The organism is Peptoniphilus pacaensis (assembly GCF_900088125.1).
Classification (GTDB): domain Bacteria; phylum Bacillota; class Clostridia; order Tissierellales; family Peptoniphilaceae; genus Aedoeadaptatus; species Aedoeadaptatus pacaensis.
The window spans coordinates 250,515-273,211 of the sequence record NZ_FLQT01000003.1; the positions used below are offsets into that span (position 1 = coordinate 250,515).

Consider the following 22,697-nt stretch of genomic DNA (forward strand, 5'->3'; position numbering starts at 1 on the left):
CCCGTTTTTTATCCGTGAGAGGGCAGCACCGTTGGTGGGGAAATCAGTCGTAGAGATTAAAACTCCCCTTAAAAATTTATTGTACTAAAACTGCTTACGCTCATTCTATCAACTTTAATCTCCACTTGACTTTTTTCTTAGAAAAAATATAATTTAGTTAGAAAGTATGATTTTCTAACTAAGGAGGTGTTGTTGTGTTAGTTGAACTAAAAGCTAAATCACAAGTTACTATCCCAAAAGACATCGTAAATTCCATGGAATTAAATCAAGGCGATCAATTTGAAGTCATAGAAGATAACGGTAGGATTGTACTTGTTCCGGTTGCAATCTATCCGGAACACGTCATAAAAAATTTAAAAGCTGAAGTAAAAGAAATTAAAAAATCTATAAAAAATGGAGAAAGGCCAATCTTTGATTCCATTGACTCTCTATTCGAGGAGTTAGATAAATAATGTCCTATAAAATTACTTATTCGAAAGCCTTTAAAAAACATTACAAAAAACTATCCGATACTGAAAAGAAGCAAACGAAAAAGAAACTTAAATTTTTCGTAGAAAATCCCACCCATCCATCTTTAAGAACTAAGAAAATACAAGGTACAGATGGCATATGGGAATCTTCCATGAATATGGATATTCGCATTATTTGGTTCTATGAAAATAATGAAATAGTGTTTCTTTTAGATATTGGACACCATGATATCCTAGACAAGTTTTAAAAATATTACTATACTAAAAACGCGAATTGAAAACGAAAGTTTTGCGGGTGATGCATGTATGCGTCACCCGTTTTTTATATCTCTATATTTTTTAAAGCCCTACTATGAAGTCTAAAGATAGGCTGAATTGAGTAATTCATCTCAACGACAATCTTCTCCCAAGATTCAAAACAAAGATATCTTTTTTCTAATACTGCTTGAAGTTCTTTATCTTCAATCTTTTTTATTGTTCTTACGATCTCTTTCTTTAAATCCACCAACTTTCTGTATTCTTATTGATTTCTCCTTGATCGTCTACAATCTTAATCATAGTATCCTCAAGTTTATATGATCTCTACTAGGACTCTTAGGCATATCTGATAAGGTCGATGTCGCTTTTGTTGCGAGCGAATTGAGTGATTTAACTTACGCCAATGTACTGTTAATTGTTTTATCTCTTGACTTGTCAATTCAAGGCAAAAAAACCGCCCGAAGGCGGCTTTGGATTGGCGGTTTAGAAAAACTGATTCAGAAAATCTTTAGACAATGAAAAAGGCTATGAGTTTGAGTGCTCATGGCCTTTTATTTAATTTTTATAATTTTCTGTCTGTTCTAAAACCATATCAAAAATTTCTTCGCTCCATTGAGGAGGATATCCGTTTTTATAAAGCGGGAAAATGATCGGCTCATCTTATTTGAGCTTGCTCTGCTGAGTGCTTTTCTCAAAGAACTTATTGTTGATGAATACTCCGTAAAATCCGGCTAACAAGCACAGCACAACATTAACGGCAGCAGCTATCAAAATCACTTCATTTGTATAGGCGGCAACCATTTGTGCTGCTTGTTCTGGAGAAAAGGTAGATGACATATATTTTACTAAACCTTCGACGCCTAAAATTTTTGTTAAAAGAATGCTGTGCATCGAATCGGTAAACATGGCAGCGCTAAAAGCAATGGCGATGCGTCTGCTATTATCGTACTTTCCGATAATCAGCTCGTAGACAATCCCTGCAATCAGAGTAATCGGAATCATGATCCCATAACCTAAAATTGCATATACCAACCCAAGCACAGCCCAAAAGAGAAGCGCTGTGCCACGCTTTTGTACTTTTCGAGCCGCAATCACAAAGGTCGGTCCGATCATAAAAGCGGCAAACCCGGCTGAAATGTAGAGGGCAGCCATGCCTAAAAGTCCCGTCAGCATACTGATTCCAAAGGAAACAACACAGCCAATTACTGCCAATACGGCGATCTGTACAATATTTTTTAGTTTTTCATCATAAAATTTCTTTCTGAACATTTAATTTTCGACAACATCAGGTACAATCATTTTTTTGTCGAAGATGTTGTTGTTAGTTCCAAACTCTAATTTGCGAATCTCCAGCTTTCCGCCTTGCTTCTCGATTCGATAAGATCTCGATAAAGACCTCCTTGCAGCATCAATTCATCATGTGTACCGCACTGCTCAATCCCTGCTTTGTTCAGTACCAAAATCCGGTTTGCATTACGGATCGTCTTCAAGCGGTGCGCGATCATGATGACGGTTTTGTTTTGAGTAAGGGCTTCAATAGCTGCTTTCAGCTTGTCTTCGTTTTCCGGATCAACATTTGCAGTAGCTTCATCAAAGATGATAATCGGTGCATCTTTCAGCATTGCCCTGGCAATGGAAATGCGCTGTTTTTCTCCGCCGGAAAGACTTATTCCACCTTCTCCGATCATGCTCTGATAGCCATCGGGCAAGGCGGAAATAAAGTCATGGCACTGAGCCTTTTTTGCCGCCGCAATCACATCATTGCGGGTAGCATTTGGGCATCCGAATTTAATGTTGTTTTCAATCGTATCGGCAAAAAGATAGACATCTTGGAAGACCATCGAAATATGATTCATGAGATTTTCGAGGGAGTAATCTTTTATGTTCTTTCCTCCAAGACGAATCTCTCCTGAATTGACATCCCAAAAGCGAGAGATCAAATTGCAAAAAGTTGTTTTCCCTGAACCAGACGGCCCTACGATAGCCGTCATTGATCTTTCGGGGATATAGCAAGACACATTATTTAAGATTGGCTTTTCGCCATAGGCAAAGGAAACATTTTTAAATTCAATATCGTGTTGCTGAAGTGCATCATTGATATGACCTTCCGGCATATCTTGCATTTGATTGACGTAATCATAAGAATCCATCGCATTGTCAATGGTTCTAAGCATGGCCATAGCACTACCAGAAGCCAATAAACTGTTAAAAATCACAAAACTGGCAACCAGCGTCATGATGGTATAGTCCAAAGCAAGCTCTCCCGAAAAGTAGCATGAAAGTGCTGTGGCAATCATAACCGAAATCGTGATCGCAATGATGATTTTCAGCAGTACCGTGTAAGGTGTAACGGCCTTTTCAAGGCTCAACGTCGATTTTTTTGTTTCTTCAAAACTTTGATCCAACTTGTTGTTATTTTGTCCGCCCAAGTTATAGGACTTGATGATCTGCATACCTTGCAAGGTTGCCAGCACTTCTTTCGTGAGATCATTTTGTACAACAGAAACTCGATCCGAACTCTTTTTAGATCTTTGCTGCATTAAAGCGGCCGCCGCCAAGAAAATCAAAGACCCAGCGATAGCAATGAGTGCAATTTTCCAATGCAGCATAAAAAGGGACAGGATAAATACCACGGTTACAAGCAGACCGCCGAATACCATAATAAAAAGTGTGGGCACCCAAGTTTCGAGACTGTCCAACTTTGTCGTCGCAATGGCCGTTAAATTTCCTAAGCTAAAATCATTGAAAAAGCCCATTGGCACTTTTTTGATTTTTTCTCCCATAGCGATACGTTTATTTGCGGCTGTAAAATAGCCGGCATGCGTTTGCTTAAGCATGGAATTTTTCTTAGAAATAATGATGCCCAGTAAGGAAAGCAATAAGAATGCGCTGCACATACCAATCGTCTGCCACGTAATTTCCTGCTTTATAATCGCCGCAATGACCAAATAGATGGCCATAAATTGAAAAACGTTAAAAATCGCGCCCAAAAAACTCCAGATCACCGAGGAGCGAATCATTCCTTGCTCACGCTCTGCAAATTTCCATAACTTCTTAAATGTATTAATCATTTTCTTCACCTCGCATGGCCGCACTCCACAATTCTTGGTAAACCGGAGAATCTTTTAATAGTTCATCGTGTGTTCCGTGATTTTCAACATATCCATCATGGATTACAAATATTTGATCCACATCTGCAATGGTTTTCAGTCGATGGGCGATAATAATGAGCGTTTTGCCTTTTACCAATGTGGCGATGGCATCTTGCAAAATAGCTTCATTTTCTGGATCGATATAGGAAGTGGCTTCATCCAAAATGACAATCGGTGCATCTTTGAGCATGGCGCGTGCAATAGAGATGCGTTGGCGCTCACCGCCGGAGAGATGCCCGCCACCTTCTCCGGCAACCGTTTCATAGCCTTGTGAGAGCTTCATAATGAAATCGTGGCAGCCCGATTTTTTAGCGATTTCTATAATTTCCTCATCCGTTGCATTTTTTTTGCCGATGCGAATATTATCTTTGATGGAAATATCAAACAAATAATTGTCTTGAGATACATAAGAAATAGCATCCGAAAGCTGTTCTAAAGGCATATCCTTGAGAGCTATGCCACCAATTGTTATGGTGCCACTATCGGTATCCCAAAATCCGGCGAGGAGCTTTGCAACGGTCGATTTCCCTGAGCCAGAATACCCGACGAGTGCATTGACACTACCTTCATTGATGTGCAGATTGACATCCTTGATAACCTGTTTGTTGTCATCGTAAGAGAAATTCACGTGATCGAAAGTGATGTCACAGCGTGAAATGTTTTGTGTACCGGTTGCGTGGGATAACTCTTTTGAGTTGAGAACTTTTTCAATTTCACCGGCAATGGTTTTGATGCGACCCATATCGTCCTCATAAGACATCACCTGCATGATATTTGAGATTGTGCCAAACGATAAAATAATCAACATCAAAAGATGAGCGCCGCTTAGGCTACCTTGCATACAGAAGAAAAGGCCAAACGGAATGATGGTTAAAATACCCATCGGTGCAAGCGACATGCTCACCGCATAATCGTTGTTGTTCAAGCCCATCCACTTGCAGTAATAATCTGCTTTGGCATAAACATTATCGCTGTATTTTTTATAGGATGTATCGCCTTGATTAAAAGACTTAATGACTTCGATGCCGTTGATATATTCCACAATTGAGTTGTTCATGTCTTGACCAATTTTGACTGCTTTGGGAAACATTTTAGGCATGCGCTTCATCGGGCCGGCCATAAAAAACATGCCGATCACAAGAGGAACCAGTGCCAAGAGCGAAACGCGCCAATCGAGTACAAACATGTAAACAAGAAGTAAAACCGGGCCAACAATATTAGCGGTCATTTCAGGAATCAGGTGAGCCAGGGTTGTCTCCATGCTGTCAACTTGATTCACGATGACATCTTTTAGCTTTCCTGTGCTTAAATTCAAAATGTTTCCTAACGGCATTTTGAAAAGTTTGTCCATGATATCTCGCCTGATTTCACACAAAGCACCATAGGTCGCCGTATGAGAAATCGTGGTGGAAATACCCATAAAAACTTCTTTTGCGCACAGCAGCGCGAGAATACTGAGGACTCCTTTAGTATAAAAAGCAAAATCTGTATTCCCTGCAATGAGGGCAATGATCATTTTGCTCAAGAGCACATAGGTAAAAAGTCCTGCCAGTACACCCAAAACGGCAAAAAGAACCGAGAAAAAGTAGCCGGTCTTATTTTTGGCGATGTACTTTTTCAATAAGTTCATATCAAAAAACCTCCTTAGTAAATGAATGAAATGCGGAAATTGATGGAAGATTTTAGAGTCCGGAAACTTCCGCTTACTGAGAAGTCGAACGAGTAAAATAACCTTCAAGCATGGATACCAAGTGCTGTCTGTTCTTTAGAAAATTTTCACGCGTATCTAAAATTTCACAGGATAACAAGCTTGCATTGATGAGATTCGTTACAAATTCATAGTCATCATCAGTAAGCAATCCGCAGTCGTACCCATTCATAAAATGCTTAAAGTAAGTAATCGAATCCCTCTTGAGTTTTTCATATAATGCGTTAAGCTGTTCATTTTTCTTAATCTCACCAAGAAACATGACATAGATAGGCGTAAAAGGATTATTCGCCAACATTTTATCGACGACAACTTCAGCCAAGATATGTGGTGTAAGCTTGTTCCCCATATGTTGAACCGTGTTTGTTACCGTCGCTTCACGCATCCTGCTTCCTCTGTCCATAATGTCGTAGAGGATTTCTGCCGTATTTTTGTAGTAGTAGTATAATCCGCCGGCTGATAAACCGGATTTTTCACGAACATCATCCATCGTCGTATTGTTAAAGCCCTTAGAAGAAAAGAGTGCCATAGCAGCCTTTTGAATGTCTTCTTTACGCATTTCCGGATCTAATCGTTCTCTGACCATCATTTTCCTCTCCTTGACCATTATCTTCCTCTCATTACCGAGATTAATCTCGGTAATGAGAAATTACCATAGACTAACTTATTTGTCAAGAATTTTATGCGGTAATGGCAATTCACCTAATGTTGCATAAAAAAAGAACCCTGCCAGATAGAACAAGATTCTTTTAACGCGTAATGCTTCTTAGTTTAATTTTAGGATGAACATCGCTGTGAGCTTATTGATTTTCGTACCACATACTCAATTTTCGTACCCCTTAGTATTAGGTTCGTACCCTAAGCGGCGATGCCGTTAAAATGTATCAAATATGGTGTTTTGTTCTCATATACAACTCCGTCATATGGTTCGATTAGCTCAGTCAATAGTCTTACAACGCTTGAAGGTGTATAAAATTCACCATCTTCCTTTGTTCCTGATGCTGCATATATTTGTAAAAAATATTCGTAGACTCTTCCGATCAAATCTTCTTCATGGAATCTATCTCCGTTTATCTTATTTATCTCATCGATTAGACTTTTAATTTTACTTGCCGGAGCTCCTAAAGTAGCGTACAAATTTTGAGGCAAAGTTCCTTTTAGGGAAGGATTGTCCTCCTATATGTCTTTCATTGCTGTATCTATTTTTATTGCTATATCATCTGCCGATGCATTTTTAACTATGTAACTCCATCTGGATGTTTCATTTAGATAATAAACACTGTCAGCATGATAAGTGGCCGGCATCTCTCTTAGCATGAATAAATCAGGATGTTCTTCTTCAATTTGTTTTCTTCTTGTTTCAAACTTATCTCCTGCAAACTTTAAGAAAACTAATCCTATTACAGCGTCTCTATTTTTTTCAGTACTTCCATATTCTCTTAATGATACTCTGCAATTCCATAGAACTGATTCTAAGGATAATTCCTTAGTTTTATCTTTATTTTTTGCTATTTCACATCTCCTTTAATTAATTATCCAGCACTGATATTCCTAAATCTCCAGTACATCAGATTTAAACTACCTACAAATTTTGCCCGGTACTTCTATGCCTATACTCTCATCCCATCCTACTTTGTCATGACATGTAGAGTTATATTTATGGCATTTTGTAGGCCCGGTTTATTCTTTCTTCATCTTTTATTTTTTCCATAATCTATCATTGGAAAGACTTCATCCATCTCAAGTAATGCATCTACTATGTACAGTCCTTCGACAGTATTATACCAAATTTTATAACTCTATCTTTGTAGCATGAAAGAAGGTTTTTAAGTTCGGGAGATAAGCATTAAAAAAACCGCCCGAAGGCGGCTTTTCTTATTTGTTCTTTAAATCCCCCACGTGGGTTTGTTTGAAGCGAATCATTTTTTGAATTTCGCCGATGACCAAGGGGATCAGGGCGGAGACGAGGACGATGGCCCAGTCGATCACGTTCAGGTCCGTCATGTGGAACAGCTCTTCCAGGAAGGGAATGTAGAGAACCACGAGGACCATGGCCAATGACAGGAGCACGGCTTGGTTCAGGCGCTTGTTGGTGAAGAAACCCATTTTAAAGAGGGTGTCGTCGATGCTTCTCGAGGAGAAGGAGCGGAACAGTTCGCTGAAGACCAAGGTGGAGAAGGCCATGGTGCGGGAGTAGACGAGGCCGTCGCCGTCCATGCCGTGGGTGGTGAGGGCGTAGTAGTACACGCCCAGGGTGGCCGCCGTAATGGCAAGGGATTGAATGATCAAGGTGATGGTGACGTTCTTGTCCAAAATCGGTTCCTTGGGATCCCGCGGCGGTTCAAACATGGTTTCCTCTTCGCCTTTTTCCACGCCGAGAGCCAATGCCGGGAAGGAGTCCGTGACTAAGTTGAGCCACAGGAGCTGAATGGGCAAAAAGGGCGTGGGCAGGTTCATGATGATGGAGAGGAAGACCACCAGCACTTCCCCGATGTTACAGCTTAAGAGGAAGGTGACGAATTTTTTAATATTGGCGTAGATAATTCGCCCTTCTTCCACGGCATTGACGATGGTGGCGAAGTTGTCGTCGGTTAAGATGACATCCGCCGTGTTTTTCGCTACGTCGGTGCCGGTAATACCCATGGCGATGCCGATGTCCGCCTTTTTAATGGCCGGAGCGTCGTTGACGCCGTCGCCGGTCATGGCGGCGATCTCGCCGTTTTCTTTCAGGGCCGTGACGATCTGTACTTTATTTTCAGGGGACACGCGGGCGAAGACCCGGGTGGTCTTGACGATTTCCCGAATTTCTTCCGGGGTCTTGTCGTTTAGCTCTTCCCCCATCATGGCCGCATCGCCTTCCCGCAAAATGCCCAGCTCTTCGGCGATGGCCTTGGCGGTGAGAAGGTAGTCCCCGGTAATCATGACGGGGACGATGCCGGCGTTTCGGCATTCTTTAATGGCGGCCTTTACTTCCGGACGGGCCGGGTCGATCATGCCGGTGAGGCCGACGAAGACCATGTCCCGTTCGTTTTCTTCCGTGGAAGGATCCTCGGGCATGGCGTCGTAATTTCTAAAGGCAAAGGCCAACACGCGCAGCGCCTCTTGAGCAAAGGCGTTGTTTTGTTCCAGTATGGCCTTTCTGTCGGCTTCGGTAAGCTCCACAATGTCCCCGTCTTTAAACAGGTACTTGCAGTTTTTCAAAACCACGTCCGGCGCGCCCTTGGTAAAGGAGGACACCTTGTTTTCGAAGAAATTTTCGTGGAAAGTGGACATCATCTTGCGATCGGAATCGAAGGGAATTTCGCCGATGCGGGGGAACTCCCCTTCCAGCTCTTCTTCCTTGATGCCCAGCTTGCCCGCCAGAGTAATGAGGGCGCCTTCCGTGGGATCGCCTAAAATGCTGTGGCTGCCGTTCTCCTCGATAAGGTCGGCATCGTTGGTCAAGGTGGCGATGGAAGACAGGGTCTTCAGCCCGTTGACGTCGTCGAGGGTAATGGGCTTGCCGTCCAGGGACAGCTCCCCTTCCGGCGCATAGCCCGTGCCGGAGACGTCCATAATCTTGCCGTCAAGATAGACTTTGGTGACGGTCATTTCGTTTTGGGTCAAGGTGCCCGTCTTATCGGAGCAGATATAGGTGGTGGTCCCCAAGGTTTCCACGGCCAAGAGCCGCTTCACGATGGCGTGGCGCTTCGCCATATTGCCCATGCCCATGGAAAGGACGATGGTGACGATGGCGGGCAGGCCTTCGGGAATGGCGGCCACGGCGAGGGACACCGAGGTCATAAACATGCGCAGGGTGTCGTGGCCGTAGAGCTTGCCGACGATAAAGACCACGGCGCAGACGGCGACGACGAGAATGCCCAAGGTCTTGGACAGGCCCGCCAACTTCTTTTGCAGCGGCGTCTGCTCTTCTTCCATGGTGGAGAGGGTGGTGGCGATTTTGCCGATTTCCGTCTCTTCTCCCGTGGCGGTGACGATGCCCTTGCCCCGACCGTAGGTAACTATGGAGGCGGAGTAGGCGTAGTTTTCTCTGTCGCCGATGCCCGCATCTTCTTCCAAAGTGACGCGAGCGTCCTTTTCAACGGAGACGGATTCCCCGGTTAAAGACGACTCGTCGATCTTTAAATTGGTGCTTTCGATAAGGCGCATGTCCGCCGGCACGATGTCGCCGGTTTCTAAAACCACCAGGTCCCCGGGCACTACGTAGACGGAGTCGATTTCCACGGGACGGCCCCCGCGAATCACCTTCACCGTGGGGGAACTCATTTTCTTTAAGGCGGCAATGGCTTCTTCCGCCTTGCCTTCCTGCACGATACTCAACACGGCGTTCACGATGACGATGGCGAGTATGATGATGGAATCCACCATCTCGCCGACGACGCCGGAAATCACTGCGGCGATCAACAGAATAATGATCATGGGGTCGAGGAATTGTTCCGCCAGCTTCTTGGCGAAGGGCTTTCCTTTCTCTTCCTGCAGTTCATTGCCCCCGTACTTTTCCAGACGTTTTTCCGCATCTTCCGGGGCGAGCCCCGTGGTGTCGTTGGCGGATAGCTCCTCCAACACTTCCCGGGCACTCATTTTGTACCAATCCATAAATACCTCCTCATTGTAAAAAAAGACTCCTGTCCCACGGACAAAAGTCTCACAGCCTGTTTAGGATCCTTGGCCGGGCGTTAGCCGAATTGACGACCAAAGAATAATAGTTACTCCCCTTTGTTTCGACAAGTAGTATAACAAATAAAAACAGGTGAGGTCAACGGATATAGGAGAATTTAACGAGGATTCAAAGAATGACGAACGACCTCTATAGGCCATGGGCTTTAGCCGTGGCATTTCCTTCCGAAACATAATATAATGAATACAAGATAGCGCATTAGGACAGGATAAAAAAGCCGTTCGCTAATATTTAGAAAGGATATGATGAAATGAAACGATGGTCTCTTTTGCTTCTGGTTTTTATACTTTTCATTCCCTCGAAAAGCTTCGCTCAACGGAATGTAAAGATCTTTACATTAGGCGATTATATTTACGGTGACGTGGCACCGACAATCGAAAACGACCGCGTCCTCGTTCCGTTGCGCCTTATTGGGGAAAGCTTAGACTCAAATGTTAAGTGGATTCCCACAACACAAAAAGTCATTCTCAAAAGATACACTCAAAAAGGAACCGATGCGATTATTGAATTGCAAATCAATCGACGGCAAGCCACTGTAAAAGAAAATGGCATGACCAGGCACATTACATTGGATGTGCCCGCAAAGATTATGAATGGTCGTACCTTTGTCCCCATTCGTTTTATATCCGAAGCTTTCGGCGAAATTGTCAGCTGGGACGATGCCAATTCTACGGTAGTTATCGGCAAGACCTACTATCCTCCTCGTGACCATAAGCTTCTGTCGATTCACTACGAGGGAAAAGAGTTTAAGGTTCACTCTTTTCAAATCGGCGATCGCCGCATGATATCAGTGAAGGATTTTACGAAAGCAATGGGATGGATCTACAGCATCGATCGTAACAATTACGTATGGGCCGGAAATAATCCACCCGAAATCGGCGTTCTTGTAACGGAACCCACGACGAAACGTGAAGTTATCTTTCACGGCCGCGGCATCCAATGTGACGGCATCTATCTGGATCAAGACACGAGTATGGAATATGTTAACAGCTACCTTACCGTTGACGGCGATTATTACATCCCTCTACGTGAGCTGGCGATCGGTCTTCACTGGGCCGGTGATTTTAAGGACGAAGATAGCGACGTCTATTTTAATGAAGATCGAGTCAATACGCGATATGACATTGTCTACCGGTTCGACACTGAGTCCTACGATCCCGATCAAGAACCCATTTATGTTACAAGAACGTCTACTGTTAACAGGCTTGAGTACATTAACTACCATTATCGGATCATGCCCATGAATAAAACGCCTGCAGAATTTGACCTCCGGAAGGACGATGCGTTTTATAATAGTCCCGAAGACGAAACCACCCTTTTCCATATGAACCTTTTCCAGCTACATCCTAAAACTCATTCGGTTCTCTTATTCATAGGAGAGTAAGGTTATTTCCATCCACTCGTTCCCGCAAAAAAAGGCTCTAAAGAATCCATTGAGGGTCAGTGTGTTTTAGAGAGATGCGCCTATTCCCTTCCCTTCAAATTTTCAAAGGATCATATAAAAAACCGCCATGGCGATCCACGGCGGTTTCTCTTTTGCCTTTAGTCGGCCTTTTCGATTTTTTCCTTAAAGCCCATGTAGGGGCGCAGCACTTCGGGGATGAAGATGCTTCCGTCTTCTCGGTAGTGGTTTTCCAAAAAGGCGATGAGCATACGAGGCGGTGCCACCACGGTGTTGTTCAGGGTGTGAGCCAAGTAGAGCTTGCCGTCTTCGCCGCGGACGCGGATGTTTAAGCGGCGGGCTTGGGCGTCGCCTAAATTGGAGCAGCTGCCCACTTCGAAGTATTTTTGTTGACGGGGAGACCAAGCTTCCACATCGCAGCTCTTGACCTTCAGATCGGCCAGATCGCCGGAGCAGCATTCCAAGGTGCGCACGGGAATGTCCATGGTGCGGAAAAATTCCACGGTGTTTTGCCAGAGCTCGTTGTAAAAGTCTTTGCTGTCTTCGGGCTTGCAGATGATGATCATCTCTTGCTTTTCGAATTGGTGAATCCGATAGACGCCGCGCTCTTCGATACCGTGGGCGCCCACTTCTTTTCTGAAGCAGGGGGAATAGCTGGTAAGCTTGTGGGGCAGGGTGGCTTCGTCGGTAATGGAGTCAATGTACTTGCCGATCATGGAGTGTTCGCTGGTGCCGATCAGGTACAGGTCTTCTCCTTCGATTTTATACATCATGTTTTCCATTTCGGCAAAACTCATGACGCCGCTGACCACGTCGCTGCGAATCATAAAGGGCGGGATGTGATAGATATAGCCCTTGTCGATCATGAAATCCCGTGCATAGGAAAGAATGGCGGAGTGCAGACGAGCGATGTCGCCGCGCAGGTAATAAAAGCCGCTGCCCGAGGTTTTTCTCGAGCTTTCCAAATCGATGCCCGCCACGGCTTCCATTATGTCCACGTGGTAAGGCACTTCGTAATCGGGAACCACGGGCTCGCCGAAGCGTTCCAGTTCCACGTTTTCCGTGTCGTCCTTGCCGATGGGCACGGTGTCGTCCATAATTTGCGGAATCACCAACATGATTTCGCGAATGCGATCGGACTTCTTGCCCTCTTCTTCTTCCAATTCTTCGATGCGGTCGTTAATGGCCTTCACCTCGGCCTTCACTTCTTCCGCTTCGTCCTTCTTGCCTTCTTTCATCAGGCCGCCGATGGATTTCGACAGAGCATTGCGCTTGGCACGAAGGTCGTCGCCTTCGGTCTTTGCCGCGCGATTGGCCACGTCCAGTTCCAAGACCTCGTCCACGAGAGCGAGCTTGTCGTCCTGGAATTTCTTTTTAATATTTTCCTTCACCAGTTCGGGGTTTTCACGAATCATGCGAATGTCTAACATATTTACCTCCATAAAAAAAGCCGCCACATCCCCTATGGGACGAGACGGACCCGCGTTGCCACCCAAATTAACCGTTGCCGGTTCACTTCATTGTCGGGCTCAAAGACGGATTCAAAAACTGCTCCCGCCGGCTCGCACCGCCCGCCGGCTCTCTGTGGGGTTACATTTTTTACTGCTTCTTATCGTCGCCCTATGCTATTGTTGGTAGTATATCACAGCTGTCGAATAAAGGGCAAATAAAAAAGAGCCCGCAGGCTCTGATTTTATTGCAGGCGTTCCACCACGCTCTTTAAATATTTTCCCACCACCACGGAGAAACGTTCCAAATCTTTGATCCGCACGAAGTCCGTGCCGAAGATGAGTTTTTCCTGATCCAGCTCCTTGTCTTCCCCGGTAAAGACGCCGAGGACGGCCCGCTGCTTCAGCTTGCCTTGCAGCACTTCCGCCGCCGTGTCGTACACCGCCGCTTCCCCTTCGTAGTCGGGGACGGCACCTTTATTGGCGTCGAGGCCGATGGAGAGCAGGTCGTTGGGCATGCCGTCGGAAAGGACGATGAGCACCTTCGTGTCCGATTCGATCTCGTCCATGGTTTCAAAGACGTAGCGCAGGGCGAAGCCGTCGCGATTGGAGCCGCCGGCCTTGTAGGAAAAGATCTCGCGATTTTCCTTAGGCTCGTCTTTGTAGTCGCGGAAGATGCGAATGATTTGGTAGTGAAAGAGATTGCAAAAGCCCATGACCCTCGTGGGGATGCGAAGTTGGGTGAGGGCTTCGGCGATGAGAAAGCCTTGGATGGCCACTTCCGCCTGGCGATCTTGCTGAGAGCCGCTCATGTCCAGGAGAATATCCACGGCAAAAGAATTTTCCTGCTCGAAGGAATTTTTCTTAAAGATGCGGTCGTCGCCGAGGACCACATGGCGCCACAAGAGCCCCGTGTCGATGGCGCCGTTGGCGGCGTGAACCGATTCCTGAGAGGAGTCGTCCAGCAGATTTTTTCGAATGATCTCCCGAAGCTCGAAGATGGACCGCTCGTAGATGTGGCGGTCTTTTTCGTAGACGGCTTCCGTTTCTTGCCTTTGGGCGAGGATTTGGTCTTCGAAAAATTTCGCCCCGATGTCGTTTTCGAAGCGGCCTTTGGTGACGTGGAGCCGCATGCCGTGGTGCATGCCCGTGGCGATGGCGGCTTCGATTTTTTTCGCCTTGGCCGGGGACAGGGCTTCCTTGCCGTAGTGTTTGCGCACCCGGCTCAAGGTACGGGCTTCGTTGTCGGCCCTGCCCTTGGAGATGGTGGCGTCGGATTCCACTACCTTGGAGGTGTCCCGAATGACGCCGGAAAATTCCGCCGACTCGATGATTTCCGTTTCGCTGTCTTCGATGAGCACCGCTTCTTTCTCCACGATTTGGCGGCGCTTCTTTTTCGGCTCCGGCTGATCCGTCGGCGGAGGCGGCGCGTCTTTGTCTTCGATCTTTTTTTCCACCTCGAAGGTCAAGGTGGGGTTCACGTGGAAATGCTCCCGCCACAAGCGGGCCAGGAAGTCGTAAAATTCCCCTTCGTTTTTTATTTTTTCCCCGGCGATAAGTTTGCGCATGAGTGGTTCCAAGAAGGTGCCGGCACTCATGGGCTTGCCCATGCGATAGGCGGCGTATTGCATCTCCATTTCCTGTGCCAGGTCCCGCTTGTTTAAAAAGTCCAGGGCGCGGAAGCGTTCGGCATAGGTGCCCTTTGCCATGGCTTTAATGCCGGGTCGCTCCCTGTAGAGGGTGTCCCTCGTGTATTGCAGGGCAAGGATTCGCGCCACGGCGGCCATGTCTCTGCCGTTGGATACGTGGGCCGTATTCTTCGCCACGAAATTAGCCAGACGATTTTTCGGAAAGGCCCGATCGATCATCCCCGCTTCCGCCGCGTCAAAGCCGTCGCCTTCGCCGCTGTAGCGTCGCTGGTAATTGCCGCCGACGGTCCAGTACACATTTTGCCGACGCTTGTCCGTCCAATTCATCGGAACAGTTCACCTTTCGTCACGTCTTTTGCAAATAGGGTGTCGATGACATCGTCCACCACTTCTTTTTCGAAGCGGTCGAAGGATTTATTCACGATGCCCATGTTCAGAGCGTCTTTCACGGCCAGGCCCCGCTCGATCATGCTTAGGGCGCCGAAAAGACCGCGCATGTCCACGGCCTTGGAGGAAATTTCTCCTTCCAGGCTCTTGTTTTGCAGATCCGTAAAGAGGCGGGCGAAGAGGAGCATGCCCTCTTCGTTTAAATTAGTTTCTTCACGCAAAATCTGCTTCAGCCCTTCCCCTTCCAGTATGGGCATGTCGATAACCATAAAGCGGCTGATGAGGGCTTCGTTTAATTCGCGGGTGCCCATGTAGCCGTAGTTCATGGTGCCGATAAAGCGGGTGGCGTCGTCAAGAGGAATGCGGTCGTAGCCCGCCACGTCGATCATGCGGCGAAAGTCCAGTGCCGAGTGCACCACGGAAAGGGATTCGTTTTTCGCCATATTGATTTCGTCGAAGATGGCGAAGCCGCCCTTTTCCGCCGCCAAGGTGACGGGACCCTTCTTCAGAACCACTTCCCCGTTTCGGAAAGTGTCCACGCCGATTAAGGAGGCGCTGTCCACATTGACGTTTAAGGACATATTCCACATGGGGCGGTTAAACAGCTGGGCCAGGTTTTCGGAAAAGACGTTTTTCCCCGTGGCCTTGGGGCCCGAAAGCAAAATGTGGTAGCCGGAGAGGATGGCGTAAATGGCCTTCTCCCAAATGTCCTTGCCGTAGTAGCGGTAAATGGATTCCGGCACCCGGTCCGCCACCTGGGGATCCACCGGGTGTTCGCGGACGAAGTCTTCCACTTCCTTCAGCAGCATTTTATTGATGGTTTGCTTGTGTAAAAAATCGACCAGTTCTTCTCTCTTCATGTCTTCCCTTCTCTATATCAATGGTTTTGTTTTTAGTCTCGAATTGATTTATACCTTATTTTTCTTTTCGTAAAGCAATTTTTTTATTTGCTCGATCTCGTCGAATTTCATCATAACGGCTAGGAGCAAATAGCTCGCTCCCGCCACGGCCATGGCAACCAGTAGAGCCAAGTTCGGCGAAAGAAGGCCGAGGAGGATCTTCTCCGCCCCTTTGGCGACGATTCCCATGAGAGCAGATGCCAGGGCGATCTTCGCCATGTTCTTCATGCCGCGGCCGAGTTTCAGCCCCATGTCCGCACGCTTTAAGTGGATCAACATGCCAATAGCCCCCACCCACAAAGAGACGGAGGTCCCCAGGGCCAGGCCGGGCAGGCCGAAGTATTTGCCGAAGAGAAAGCTCAGAGCCACATTGACCACGGCCATGTAGGCGGCGTTTAAGAGGGGCACCCGGGCGTCTTTGCGGCTGTAGAAAATCCTGACGCCGATTTCGCGAATGCCGATGGCAAAGAGGCCCAGGGCGTAAAAGAGAAGCACTTCCCCGGTGGCACGCACGTCTTCCGCGGAAAAGGCGCCGCTTAAAAACAAAAGCCGCACGATTTCTCCGTGGAAACACATGACGCCGACGGTGGCGGGCAAGACGAAGGCCGCCATCAAAGACAGGCTTTCACGCAGGACCTCGGAGAGCTCATCGCTGCTTTCACTTTCCACCAGCTTCGCCATCCGAGGGTAGGTGACGGTGACGATGCTGGTCACCACGATGCCCGTGACGAAGCCTTGAATCTTCGTGGCGTAGTTGATTACCGCCACGCCGGTGGGGGCGATGGTGGATGCCAGAGCCTTGCTGACGATATTGTTTAATTCCAGCACCGAGGTGGAAATCAAAATGGGCAGAACCAGAAGCCACATTTTTTTCATGGCCTCGCTCTTCACGGCGTAGCCGCGATGCAAGTGAAGGCCACTTTTTTTCAAATAGGGCAAAAAGATCACGTATTGAACGCAAAAGGCAAAGAGGATGCCCAGTGCCAAGAGGCCCATGTTGCCTGCCCGGCCGAAAAACATGGCGGCGATTAAGACGGAGTTCATGACCACGGAGTGGAACATGGACACGATAAAGTGTTCGTAAATTTGCAAATAGGCTTTGAATATGGAAAAGACGGCGGTCACCGTCATGCTCAGCGCCGTAATGCGGCTCATGTAGACGGTTTTTTCGAAAACCGCGCCGTGAAAGCCCGGCGCCATGAGATGCACCAGTTGCGGGGCAAACAGAATGGCGAGGAGGCTTAATATCAATGCCGCTGCCGCCACGACCACAGACAGGGTGGTGGTGAAGCCGTCGGCCTTTTCTCTTCCCTCTCGATGGGCGAGCTCCGTGTAGACGGGAATAAAGCCCCCGGCAATAAAACCCGAAAACAAATTGGACAGGACCATAGGCAGGGTGAAGGCGATAAGAAAAATATTCGCCACATCCGATGTACCAAAAAAATGGGCTAGGGCTTTTTCCCTAGCCAATCCAAAAAATTTGGTCCCTATGGTGATGAGCATTAAAAGTAGGGATGTGTGTTGCATGGCCACCTACTTTAAAATACCGAAGCTGTAGCCGTCGGCGCGCAGGGCGTCGATGACGTGAGGCAAAGCGTCGGCGGAAAGTTGTTTCGTTTCCGCATCGTGCATTAGGATGACGATCACCGACGCATCGTCGTTTTTCGGCATGGATTTCTTTAAAAATTCAACCAGACCTTCAGATGTAGTGGGGCGGCGGCTCGCCGGCTCCGCATCCCCGGTGAGAGCGTTCCAGTCGATCCAGGAAATGCCCATGTCCTTTAATTTTTGATCCGCCGTATCCAGGCCCTTCCAACTCATGTGGCCGCCGGGGTAGCGCCACGCGCCGGAATGGAAGTTTTTGCCCAAAATATCCTGCAGGGCTTTTTGCGTCTTGGCAGCTTCGCCTTCGATAGCCGCCGCATTGGCGACGCGACCGGGATAAAGCGTGTGGTAGTCGTGACTAAAGGAGTGTAGGGCGATGGCGTGGCCTTCGTTGAGTTCACGAAGCAGCACGTCGCGATTTTTCTCTTGCACGCTTTTCCCCACGACAAAGAAGGTGCCGTGGGCGTCTTTTTCCTTCAGTATGTCTAAAATCTGCGGGGAGATCTTTTGATTGGGGCCGTCGTCGAAGGTTAAGAAGGCGATTTTTTTATTGCCCTTGTACTCCCGCTTGCCTTCGATAATGTCGGAAATTTCGCCGGCATCGTAGGCGTAGCTCGACGCCCGAGTAATGTGGTTTTGGCCCTTGGCCAGATGGATGTCGATGCGGTCGTTGATGATGTTGTTGGTTAAATTGCCTACTTCCTCAGGGGTATAGGCCCGGGCGGAATTTAGGGCGCCCATATTTTTCAGGACAAACCATTCCACCTGATTGCCGCCGCCTGAGTCGCCTCTCGACGCCATGGATTTTAATTTATGAAAGACGCCGCCGAATACGACGAATATGGCCACGAGAAGCACGAGGCCTCTAATCCGAGCTCTGCGCTTTCTCTTCTTTATACGGGCGATCCTTCGCCGCCTTTGTCTTTCCATTTCGTGTTTATCCATAATTCCTCCTTAAGGACGTATCGTCACACATTGGGCGATTTTCACGCCGTCGCCGTAGACATAGCCCTTCACGATGTTTCCGTTGTACAGCCACAGGACGCGGCGTCCCTTTAATGTATCGTCGATATTCACCAGGTCCAAGACGTAGTGGGTATCGGAATCCAAATCTTTTAATTTTAATAAATTGCCCTGACCCAGAGCCAGGTAGCGATCGTTCATCAGCTTGACGCTGTGGTTCTTACCGGCGTCGTAGGTCAAAGAATACACGACCTTTAAATCCTCCGCCGATAGAATGCTCACCAGACCCAGCTCCTCGTCGTCCAGGACGATGTAAGAGTCGCTGAGCTTAAAGCTGACGCCGCTTCTCGTATCGATGCTTCGGGGAAGGTCGTCTGCATCCTGCAGAAACAATTGCCCCTCGGCTTTAAAGAGCACCCGATTCCCCTGCACGTCGAAATCTTCCACGGCCCGGTCAACGACGCGCTTCAATGTCTTCGTCTTGGGATAGAAGACGTAAATGCCGTCATCTTTTTGGAAGTAGATGCCGCCTTCGTCGTAGCGAAATCTTTTCGCCTCTCTCATGGCATAGGGCATGGCATAGATCTGCCGACGCCCCTTATCCAGGGGATAGATATAAATTCTATAGCCATCCGCCGCAAGAGCCGACTTGCTGTTCTCGTCGTAATCCTCCGGGCTTTCCAAGGCCAAATCGCCGACAAAGTCCACGGTCTGTTTTTCGTTCAGATGAAACAAGCTTCCCATGCCCCGAGGCACCTTTTCGCCCCAGGCCCACAGCTCCGTGCCGTTCATATCGAGGACGGTGGTATCCATGGTGCCGTCTCGATAGGGATGGATACTCCTCACCTTCACGGCCCGCTCGGGCACGACCTTTACCTTCTCCGGCGGCGGCACGATCAAAAGAGCGGATCCGTCGTCGGTTAAATTCGCGGTATAGCCCATGTGCTCTAAACAAAAAAACAAAGGCACGTAAAGCTCGTCGTCTACATAGGTGGGATAGGTGCGGACCTCCGTCGGGCCGGACCCGCCGATGACCGCCGCTTTGTCCACGGCCATGTAGATGCGATCGATTTGATTCATGGTCATGATCCCTTCATCGGGCAAATAGCTGATGCGCTTTTCCCCAACAAGATGAACCAGGTCTCTGTAGGCCATGGCCCACTGCCCGTTCACCATTTTTAAGGGATGGGTATAATAGACCGGCAGCACTTGATCGCTCGCCGGTTCAAAACGTAAAATTTCAGGAACGGTTTCAGGCGAGGTCACCTCTGGCTTCGCCTTTTTCATTTCGCTAAAAAATTGGGTTTCCGGCGGAAGGGGCTTCGCCGCCACAAGGAAAAGGGCGAGAAAAACGCCTAATGCCCAAAGGGCTCTTCGTCTCTTCATCTCCTCGCCTCCATCTTTTATTTTACCACAGCTTACCGCCTCGAAATTCTAAATTTAGACAATCCCTATCATCAAAAAGGAGAGATCACATTGTCCTTCTCCAACAGACCCATGTAGGCGAAGGCCGCTTCGCCGAAGGCCGTAGGAATAAAGCGGTACTTTTGCCCCGCTTCCAAGGCGATGTCGTAGAGATCCAATTCCCTGCCCATTTCCACGATGCGCCAACGAATCTTCTCTTCCTTCTTCTCCAAATTCTCTTTCGACAAGAGATCGTCCAAGGCACCGGGTGTCGCCACCTGCCGCAAGATGTCCTGCACGGGCCACTGACGGAAGTAGGGATCCGACGCGGCGAATTTTTTATTGAGCAAGGTGCTGACCCAGAGCACCACTTTTTCCTCGTCGTCCAGCTGTAGGTACTGCTCCATGCGAATGGTGGGAAGCAGCATGCCTCCTTCCACGTGGACCATGCTCTTCAAAAGGGCGAACTTTCTGAAAAACACCAGCTCCGGATAGCTGCCTTCCCGATTAGCCGTGCCGGTCTGTATGAGGGTCGGCACATGTTCCCGCACCGCGGCCAGACTCTTTTGGTTTAAGGCGCCGCTTTGGGTCACCGCCAAATTTTCGTCCAGCAACATTTCCAGATAGCGGTCGAATTGATCGATCCATTGAGAGGGCCGGGTGAGCTCGTCCCGGGCATCGTCCAAGCTTTTGATCCGAAAGAGCCCGGTCACCGACTCATTCAAACGGCGCTTGTAGTCCAGGATTTTTTCGTCGGCGGGCTCCAAGGAGGCGCGGCCGGCGTCGTTTTTCTGAATGATACACCAGCGATGCAGGATCTCGTAGATACGGGCCATTTGCTCGTCGGTGCCGAAGTCGCCTTCTTCCGCCGCCGCTTCCATGAGCTCGTCGTAGTGAGTGAAGCGGTTGTCGTCCAAATTCACGCCGTCCACCATAAGGACCATGGTCTCCATTTGCTCCAAAATATACATATCGGAGACCACGTCGTCGTCATTTTCGGCGAATCGGGGCGCCAGGGCCAGTATGCCGTCTTCCCCTATATCCAAATCAAAGGCCGCCTCTTCATCTTCAAAGGAAAAGGGCTCGTCATCCCGTGCGTCTTCCTCCGCCTGGGTGTAGGCGATGGCGAAGAGAAAGAGGACTTCGGGATTTCCGTTTTTTAACGTGGTCTGATAGACCTTCGTGTTCTCCCGCATCATGGGCTGGCGCTTGCCCAGGTCCGAGACATTGGCATAAAAGTCCTCCCGCAAATGCTCGGGCACCACATTGGGCTCGTGAAAGAGAAAATAGCCCGCATTGGTACAAAGAATGCGGCCGAGGAACAGATCCCCTTCCTTTAATTTCTTTGTGCCCTCGTTGGGACAGAGAATCACGGCGGGCTCGGGAAACAGGATGCTCTGTACATAGATTCCTTCGTCGGAAATGTGATTGACCCGGTACATGGCCAGGTAGGAATCGAAAATGCGCTCCAAAAAAGGCGCCACGCCGCGCATTTTGTGGATGTGGTGCCAAAGCTGGCTCACCAACTGGCCGGTGGTGGCGCGATTTTCTTCCGTATCGAACATGAGCCAGGAGGCCAGATCGAAATGGGGTATGGACAGGCGCATGGGCTCGTACATTTCCTCGTCTTTGAACAGTTCGTCCATGGGAATGCTTTGCCGCGCCGAATCCACAATGTAGACGATGTCGTCGAGGGCTTTCTGCCAAAGCTGTCTGTTAGACATGGGTTACTCCTTCGTCATAGAGAATTTGAATGGCCTGAAGCTTTTCCAGAACCACGTGGACGTGAAAGTTCACGATGGGATCGGGGATCACTTCGTCCATTCCTTCGAACAGTTCCGTGTAGTGAAACAGTTCCTGAATAATTAATTTATTTTCCATGGTTAATTTGCTTCCCATAATGTCCATTTGGGACAGGACCCGCAGGGAAATAAAGGTCTCGGTAAACAAATCCAAGAGCCGGTCCACCCCTTTAAGGTCCAGTTCACGGGCGAAGGGCTCGGAAATTTCTTTTTTGATCAGCTCGAAGGAATCCTGGGTTTGCGTCAATTCCTTTTGCAAGGCGTCCAGCTTCGGCTTTTCGTCGGCGAGGATAATCGCCTCGGACAAGCGGAAGATGTCTTCGTAGGTGCGTTCCAAAAGGGACTCGAAGCTGAGTTTCGGCGTGGGCCGCGCGATAAGGTAGTTGATGGCCACGGAGACGAAAATGCCCAGAAAGGTCCCGATAAGGCGGTTGACGCCGTAGACCAATTGGGATTGATGGGAAGAAAAGCTCGCCACGAAAATAATGTTCGTGAGATTGATGAAGCGGTTCATTTTAAATTTCAGCAGGGTTAAAATAATAATCACAATGCCCACGCCGGCGATCAAAGGCCTGAGGTAGATATTGTCGGTAATGAGCGCCAAAACATAACCCAGAACCACGCCCATGACGCAGGTAAACATTCTGAGCCGGATGGCCTTATGGGTTTCGTGAACCGTCGGTTGCATGGTGGTCATGGCGGCGATGGCCACGAACAAAGGCGTATGAAGACCTAGTATATTCGATAAAAATAAACCGATGACGACGGCGAGGGCCGTCTTAAATGTGCGCATGCCTACGTGAGGCAAATAATTTTTCAGTGGCGGAATATCCAAATTTTCCTCTCCTTCTTGCACTTATAGCAAAAGTATA

19 protein-coding genes are annotated in these 22,697 nt (G+C 48.1%); 3 read left to right on the forward strand and 16 right to left on the reverse strand.

Annotated features, from left to right (window positions below; genetic code table 11):
- Window positions 1–194 precede the first annotated feature (194 nt).
- Window positions 195–452: an AbrB/MazE/SpoVT family DNA-binding domain-containing protein gene (locus BN7444_RS01305; RefSeq protein WP_068454668.1), complete on the forward strand. Its 258-nt coding sequence runs from the start codon at window positions 195–197 to the stop codon at window positions 450–452.
- The gene (locus BN7444_RS01310; RefSeq protein ID WP_068454671.1) at window positions 452–718 is read left to right on the forward strand and encodes a type II toxin-antitoxin system RelE/ParE family toxin; all 267 of its coding nucleotides are present in this window, start codon (window positions 452–454) and stop codon (window positions 716–718) included. Before BN7444_RS01305 ends, BN7444_RS01310 begins: the two co-directional genes overlap by 1 nt.
- Before the next feature lie 74 nt (window positions 719–792).
- On the opposite strand, the gene BN7444_RS09460 is transcribed toward BN7444_RS01310, so the two are convergent.
- The 8 genes from BN7444_RS09460 to BN7444_RS01345 form a co-directional block, all read right to left on the reverse strand.
- Entirely contained in the window at window positions 793–975 is a 183-nt protein-coding gene (locus tag BN7444_RS09460; RefSeq protein ID WP_245654175.1) for a hypothetical protein, read from the reverse strand.
- Between the two features lie 413 nt (window positions 976–1,388).
- On the reverse strand, window positions 1,389–1,997 hold the full coding sequence (locus BN7444_RS01320) for an MptD family putative ECF transporter S component (RefSeq protein ID WP_068454673.1): 609 nt from the start codon (window positions 1,995–1,997) through the stop codon (window positions 1,389–1,391).
- A 65-nt stretch (window positions 1,998–2,062) separates the two neighbouring features.
- Entirely contained in the window at window positions 2,063–3,799 is a 1,737-nt protein-coding gene (locus BN7444_RS01325; RefSeq protein ID WP_068454676.1) for an ABC transporter ATP-binding protein, read from the reverse strand.
- Window positions 3,792–5,510 (reverse strand): ABC transporter ATP-binding protein, encoded by a 1,719-nt coding sequence (locus BN7444_RS01330; RefSeq protein WP_068454679.1) that lies wholly within the window; start codon window positions 5,508–5,510, stop codon window positions 3,792–3,794. The genes BN7444_RS01325 and BN7444_RS01330 overlap by 8 nt, the downstream gene beginning before the upstream one ends.
- Before the next feature lie 73 nt (window positions 5,511–5,583).
- Window positions 5,584–6,177 carry a TetR/AcrR family transcriptional regulator gene (locus BN7444_RS01335; RefSeq protein WP_019133556.1) on the reverse strand — a complete coding sequence of 198 codons (594 nt, stop codon included), beginning with the start codon at window positions 6,175–6,177 and terminating at the stop codon, window positions 5,584–5,586.
- Window positions 6,178–6,446: 269 nt separating this feature from the next.
- Complete coding sequence (locus BN7444_RS09405) at window positions 6,447–6,737, reverse strand: N-6 DNA methylase (protein WP_068454683.1); 291 nt, start codon at window positions 6,735–6,737, stop codon at window positions 6,447–6,449.
- A 27-nt stretch (window positions 6,738–6,764) separates the two neighbouring features.
- Entirely contained in the window at window positions 6,765–7,100 is a 336-nt protein-coding gene (locus tag BN7444_RS09410) for a type I restriction-modification system subunit M N-terminal domain-containing protein (protein ID WP_218016018.1), read from the reverse strand.
- 363 nt (window positions 7,101–7,463) lie between these two features.
- The gene (locus BN7444_RS01345; protein WP_068454686.1) at window positions 7,464–10,184 is read right to left on the reverse strand and encodes a cation-translocating P-type ATPase; all 2,721 of its coding nucleotides are present in this window, start codon (window positions 10,182–10,184) and stop codon (window positions 7,464–7,466) included.
- Window positions 10,185–10,516: 332 nt separating this feature from the next.
- On the opposite strand from BN7444_RS01345, the gene BN7444_RS01350 reads away from it, so the two are divergent.
- Complete coding sequence (locus BN7444_RS01350) at window positions 10,517–11,650, forward strand: stalk domain-containing protein (protein ID WP_068454689.1); 1,134 nt, start codon at window positions 10,517–10,519, stop codon at window positions 11,648–11,650.
- Window positions 11,651–11,808: 158 nt separating this feature from the next.
- Here the strand turns inward: BN7444_RS01350 and serS are convergent, their stop codons facing one another.
- The 8 genes from serS to BN7444_RS01390 all read right to left on the reverse strand — a co-directional run bounded on the left by serS (window position 11,809) and on the right by BN7444_RS01390 (window position 22,660).
- On the reverse strand, window positions 11,809–13,098 hold the full coding sequence (gene serS / locus BN7444_RS01355) for a serine--tRNA ligase (RefSeq protein WP_068454691.1): 1,290 nt from the start codon (window positions 13,096–13,098) through the stop codon (window positions 11,809–11,811).
- A 263-nt stretch (window positions 13,099–13,361) separates the two neighbouring features.
- On the reverse strand, window positions 13,362–15,092 hold the full coding sequence (locus BN7444_RS01360; protein WP_068454694.1) for a vWA domain-containing protein: 1,731 nt from the start codon (window positions 15,090–15,092) through the stop codon (window positions 13,362–13,364).
- Entirely contained in the window at window positions 15,089–15,997 is a 909-nt protein-coding gene (locus BN7444_RS01365) for an AAA family ATPase (RefSeq protein WP_068458370.1), read from the reverse strand. Before BN7444_RS01365 ends, BN7444_RS01360 begins: the two co-directional genes overlap by 4 nt.
- Window positions 15,998–16,060: 63 nt before the next feature.
- Complete coding sequence (gene murJ / locus BN7444_RS01370; RefSeq protein WP_068454696.1) at window positions 16,061–17,578, reverse strand: murein biosynthesis integral membrane protein MurJ; 1,518 nt, start codon at window positions 17,576–17,578, stop codon at window positions 16,061–16,063.
- A gap of 6 nt (window positions 17,579–17,584) precedes the next feature.
- Entirely contained in the window at window positions 17,585–18,601 is a 1,017-nt protein-coding gene (locus tag BN7444_RS01375) for a polysaccharide deacetylase family protein (protein ID WP_068454698.1), read from the reverse strand.
- A 9-nt stretch (window positions 18,602–18,610) separates the two neighbouring features.
- Window positions 18,611–20,005 (reverse strand): hypothetical protein, encoded by a 1,395-nt coding sequence (locus tag BN7444_RS01380; protein WP_068454701.1) that lies wholly within the window; start codon window positions 20,003–20,005, stop codon window positions 18,611–18,613.
- Between the two features lie 71 nt (window positions 20,006–20,076).
- Entirely contained in the window at window positions 20,077–21,747 is a 1,671-nt protein-coding gene (locus BN7444_RS01385) for a hypothetical protein (RefSeq protein WP_068454705.1), read from the reverse strand.
- Window positions 21,740–22,660, reverse strand: coding sequence for an FUSC family protein (locus tag BN7444_RS01390; protein WP_068454707.1), 921 nt, complete (start codon window positions 22,658–22,660; stop codon window positions 21,740–21,742). The genes BN7444_RS01385 and BN7444_RS01390 overlap by 8 nt, the downstream gene beginning before the upstream one ends.
- Between the last annotated feature and the right edge of the window lie 37 nt (window positions 22,661–22,697).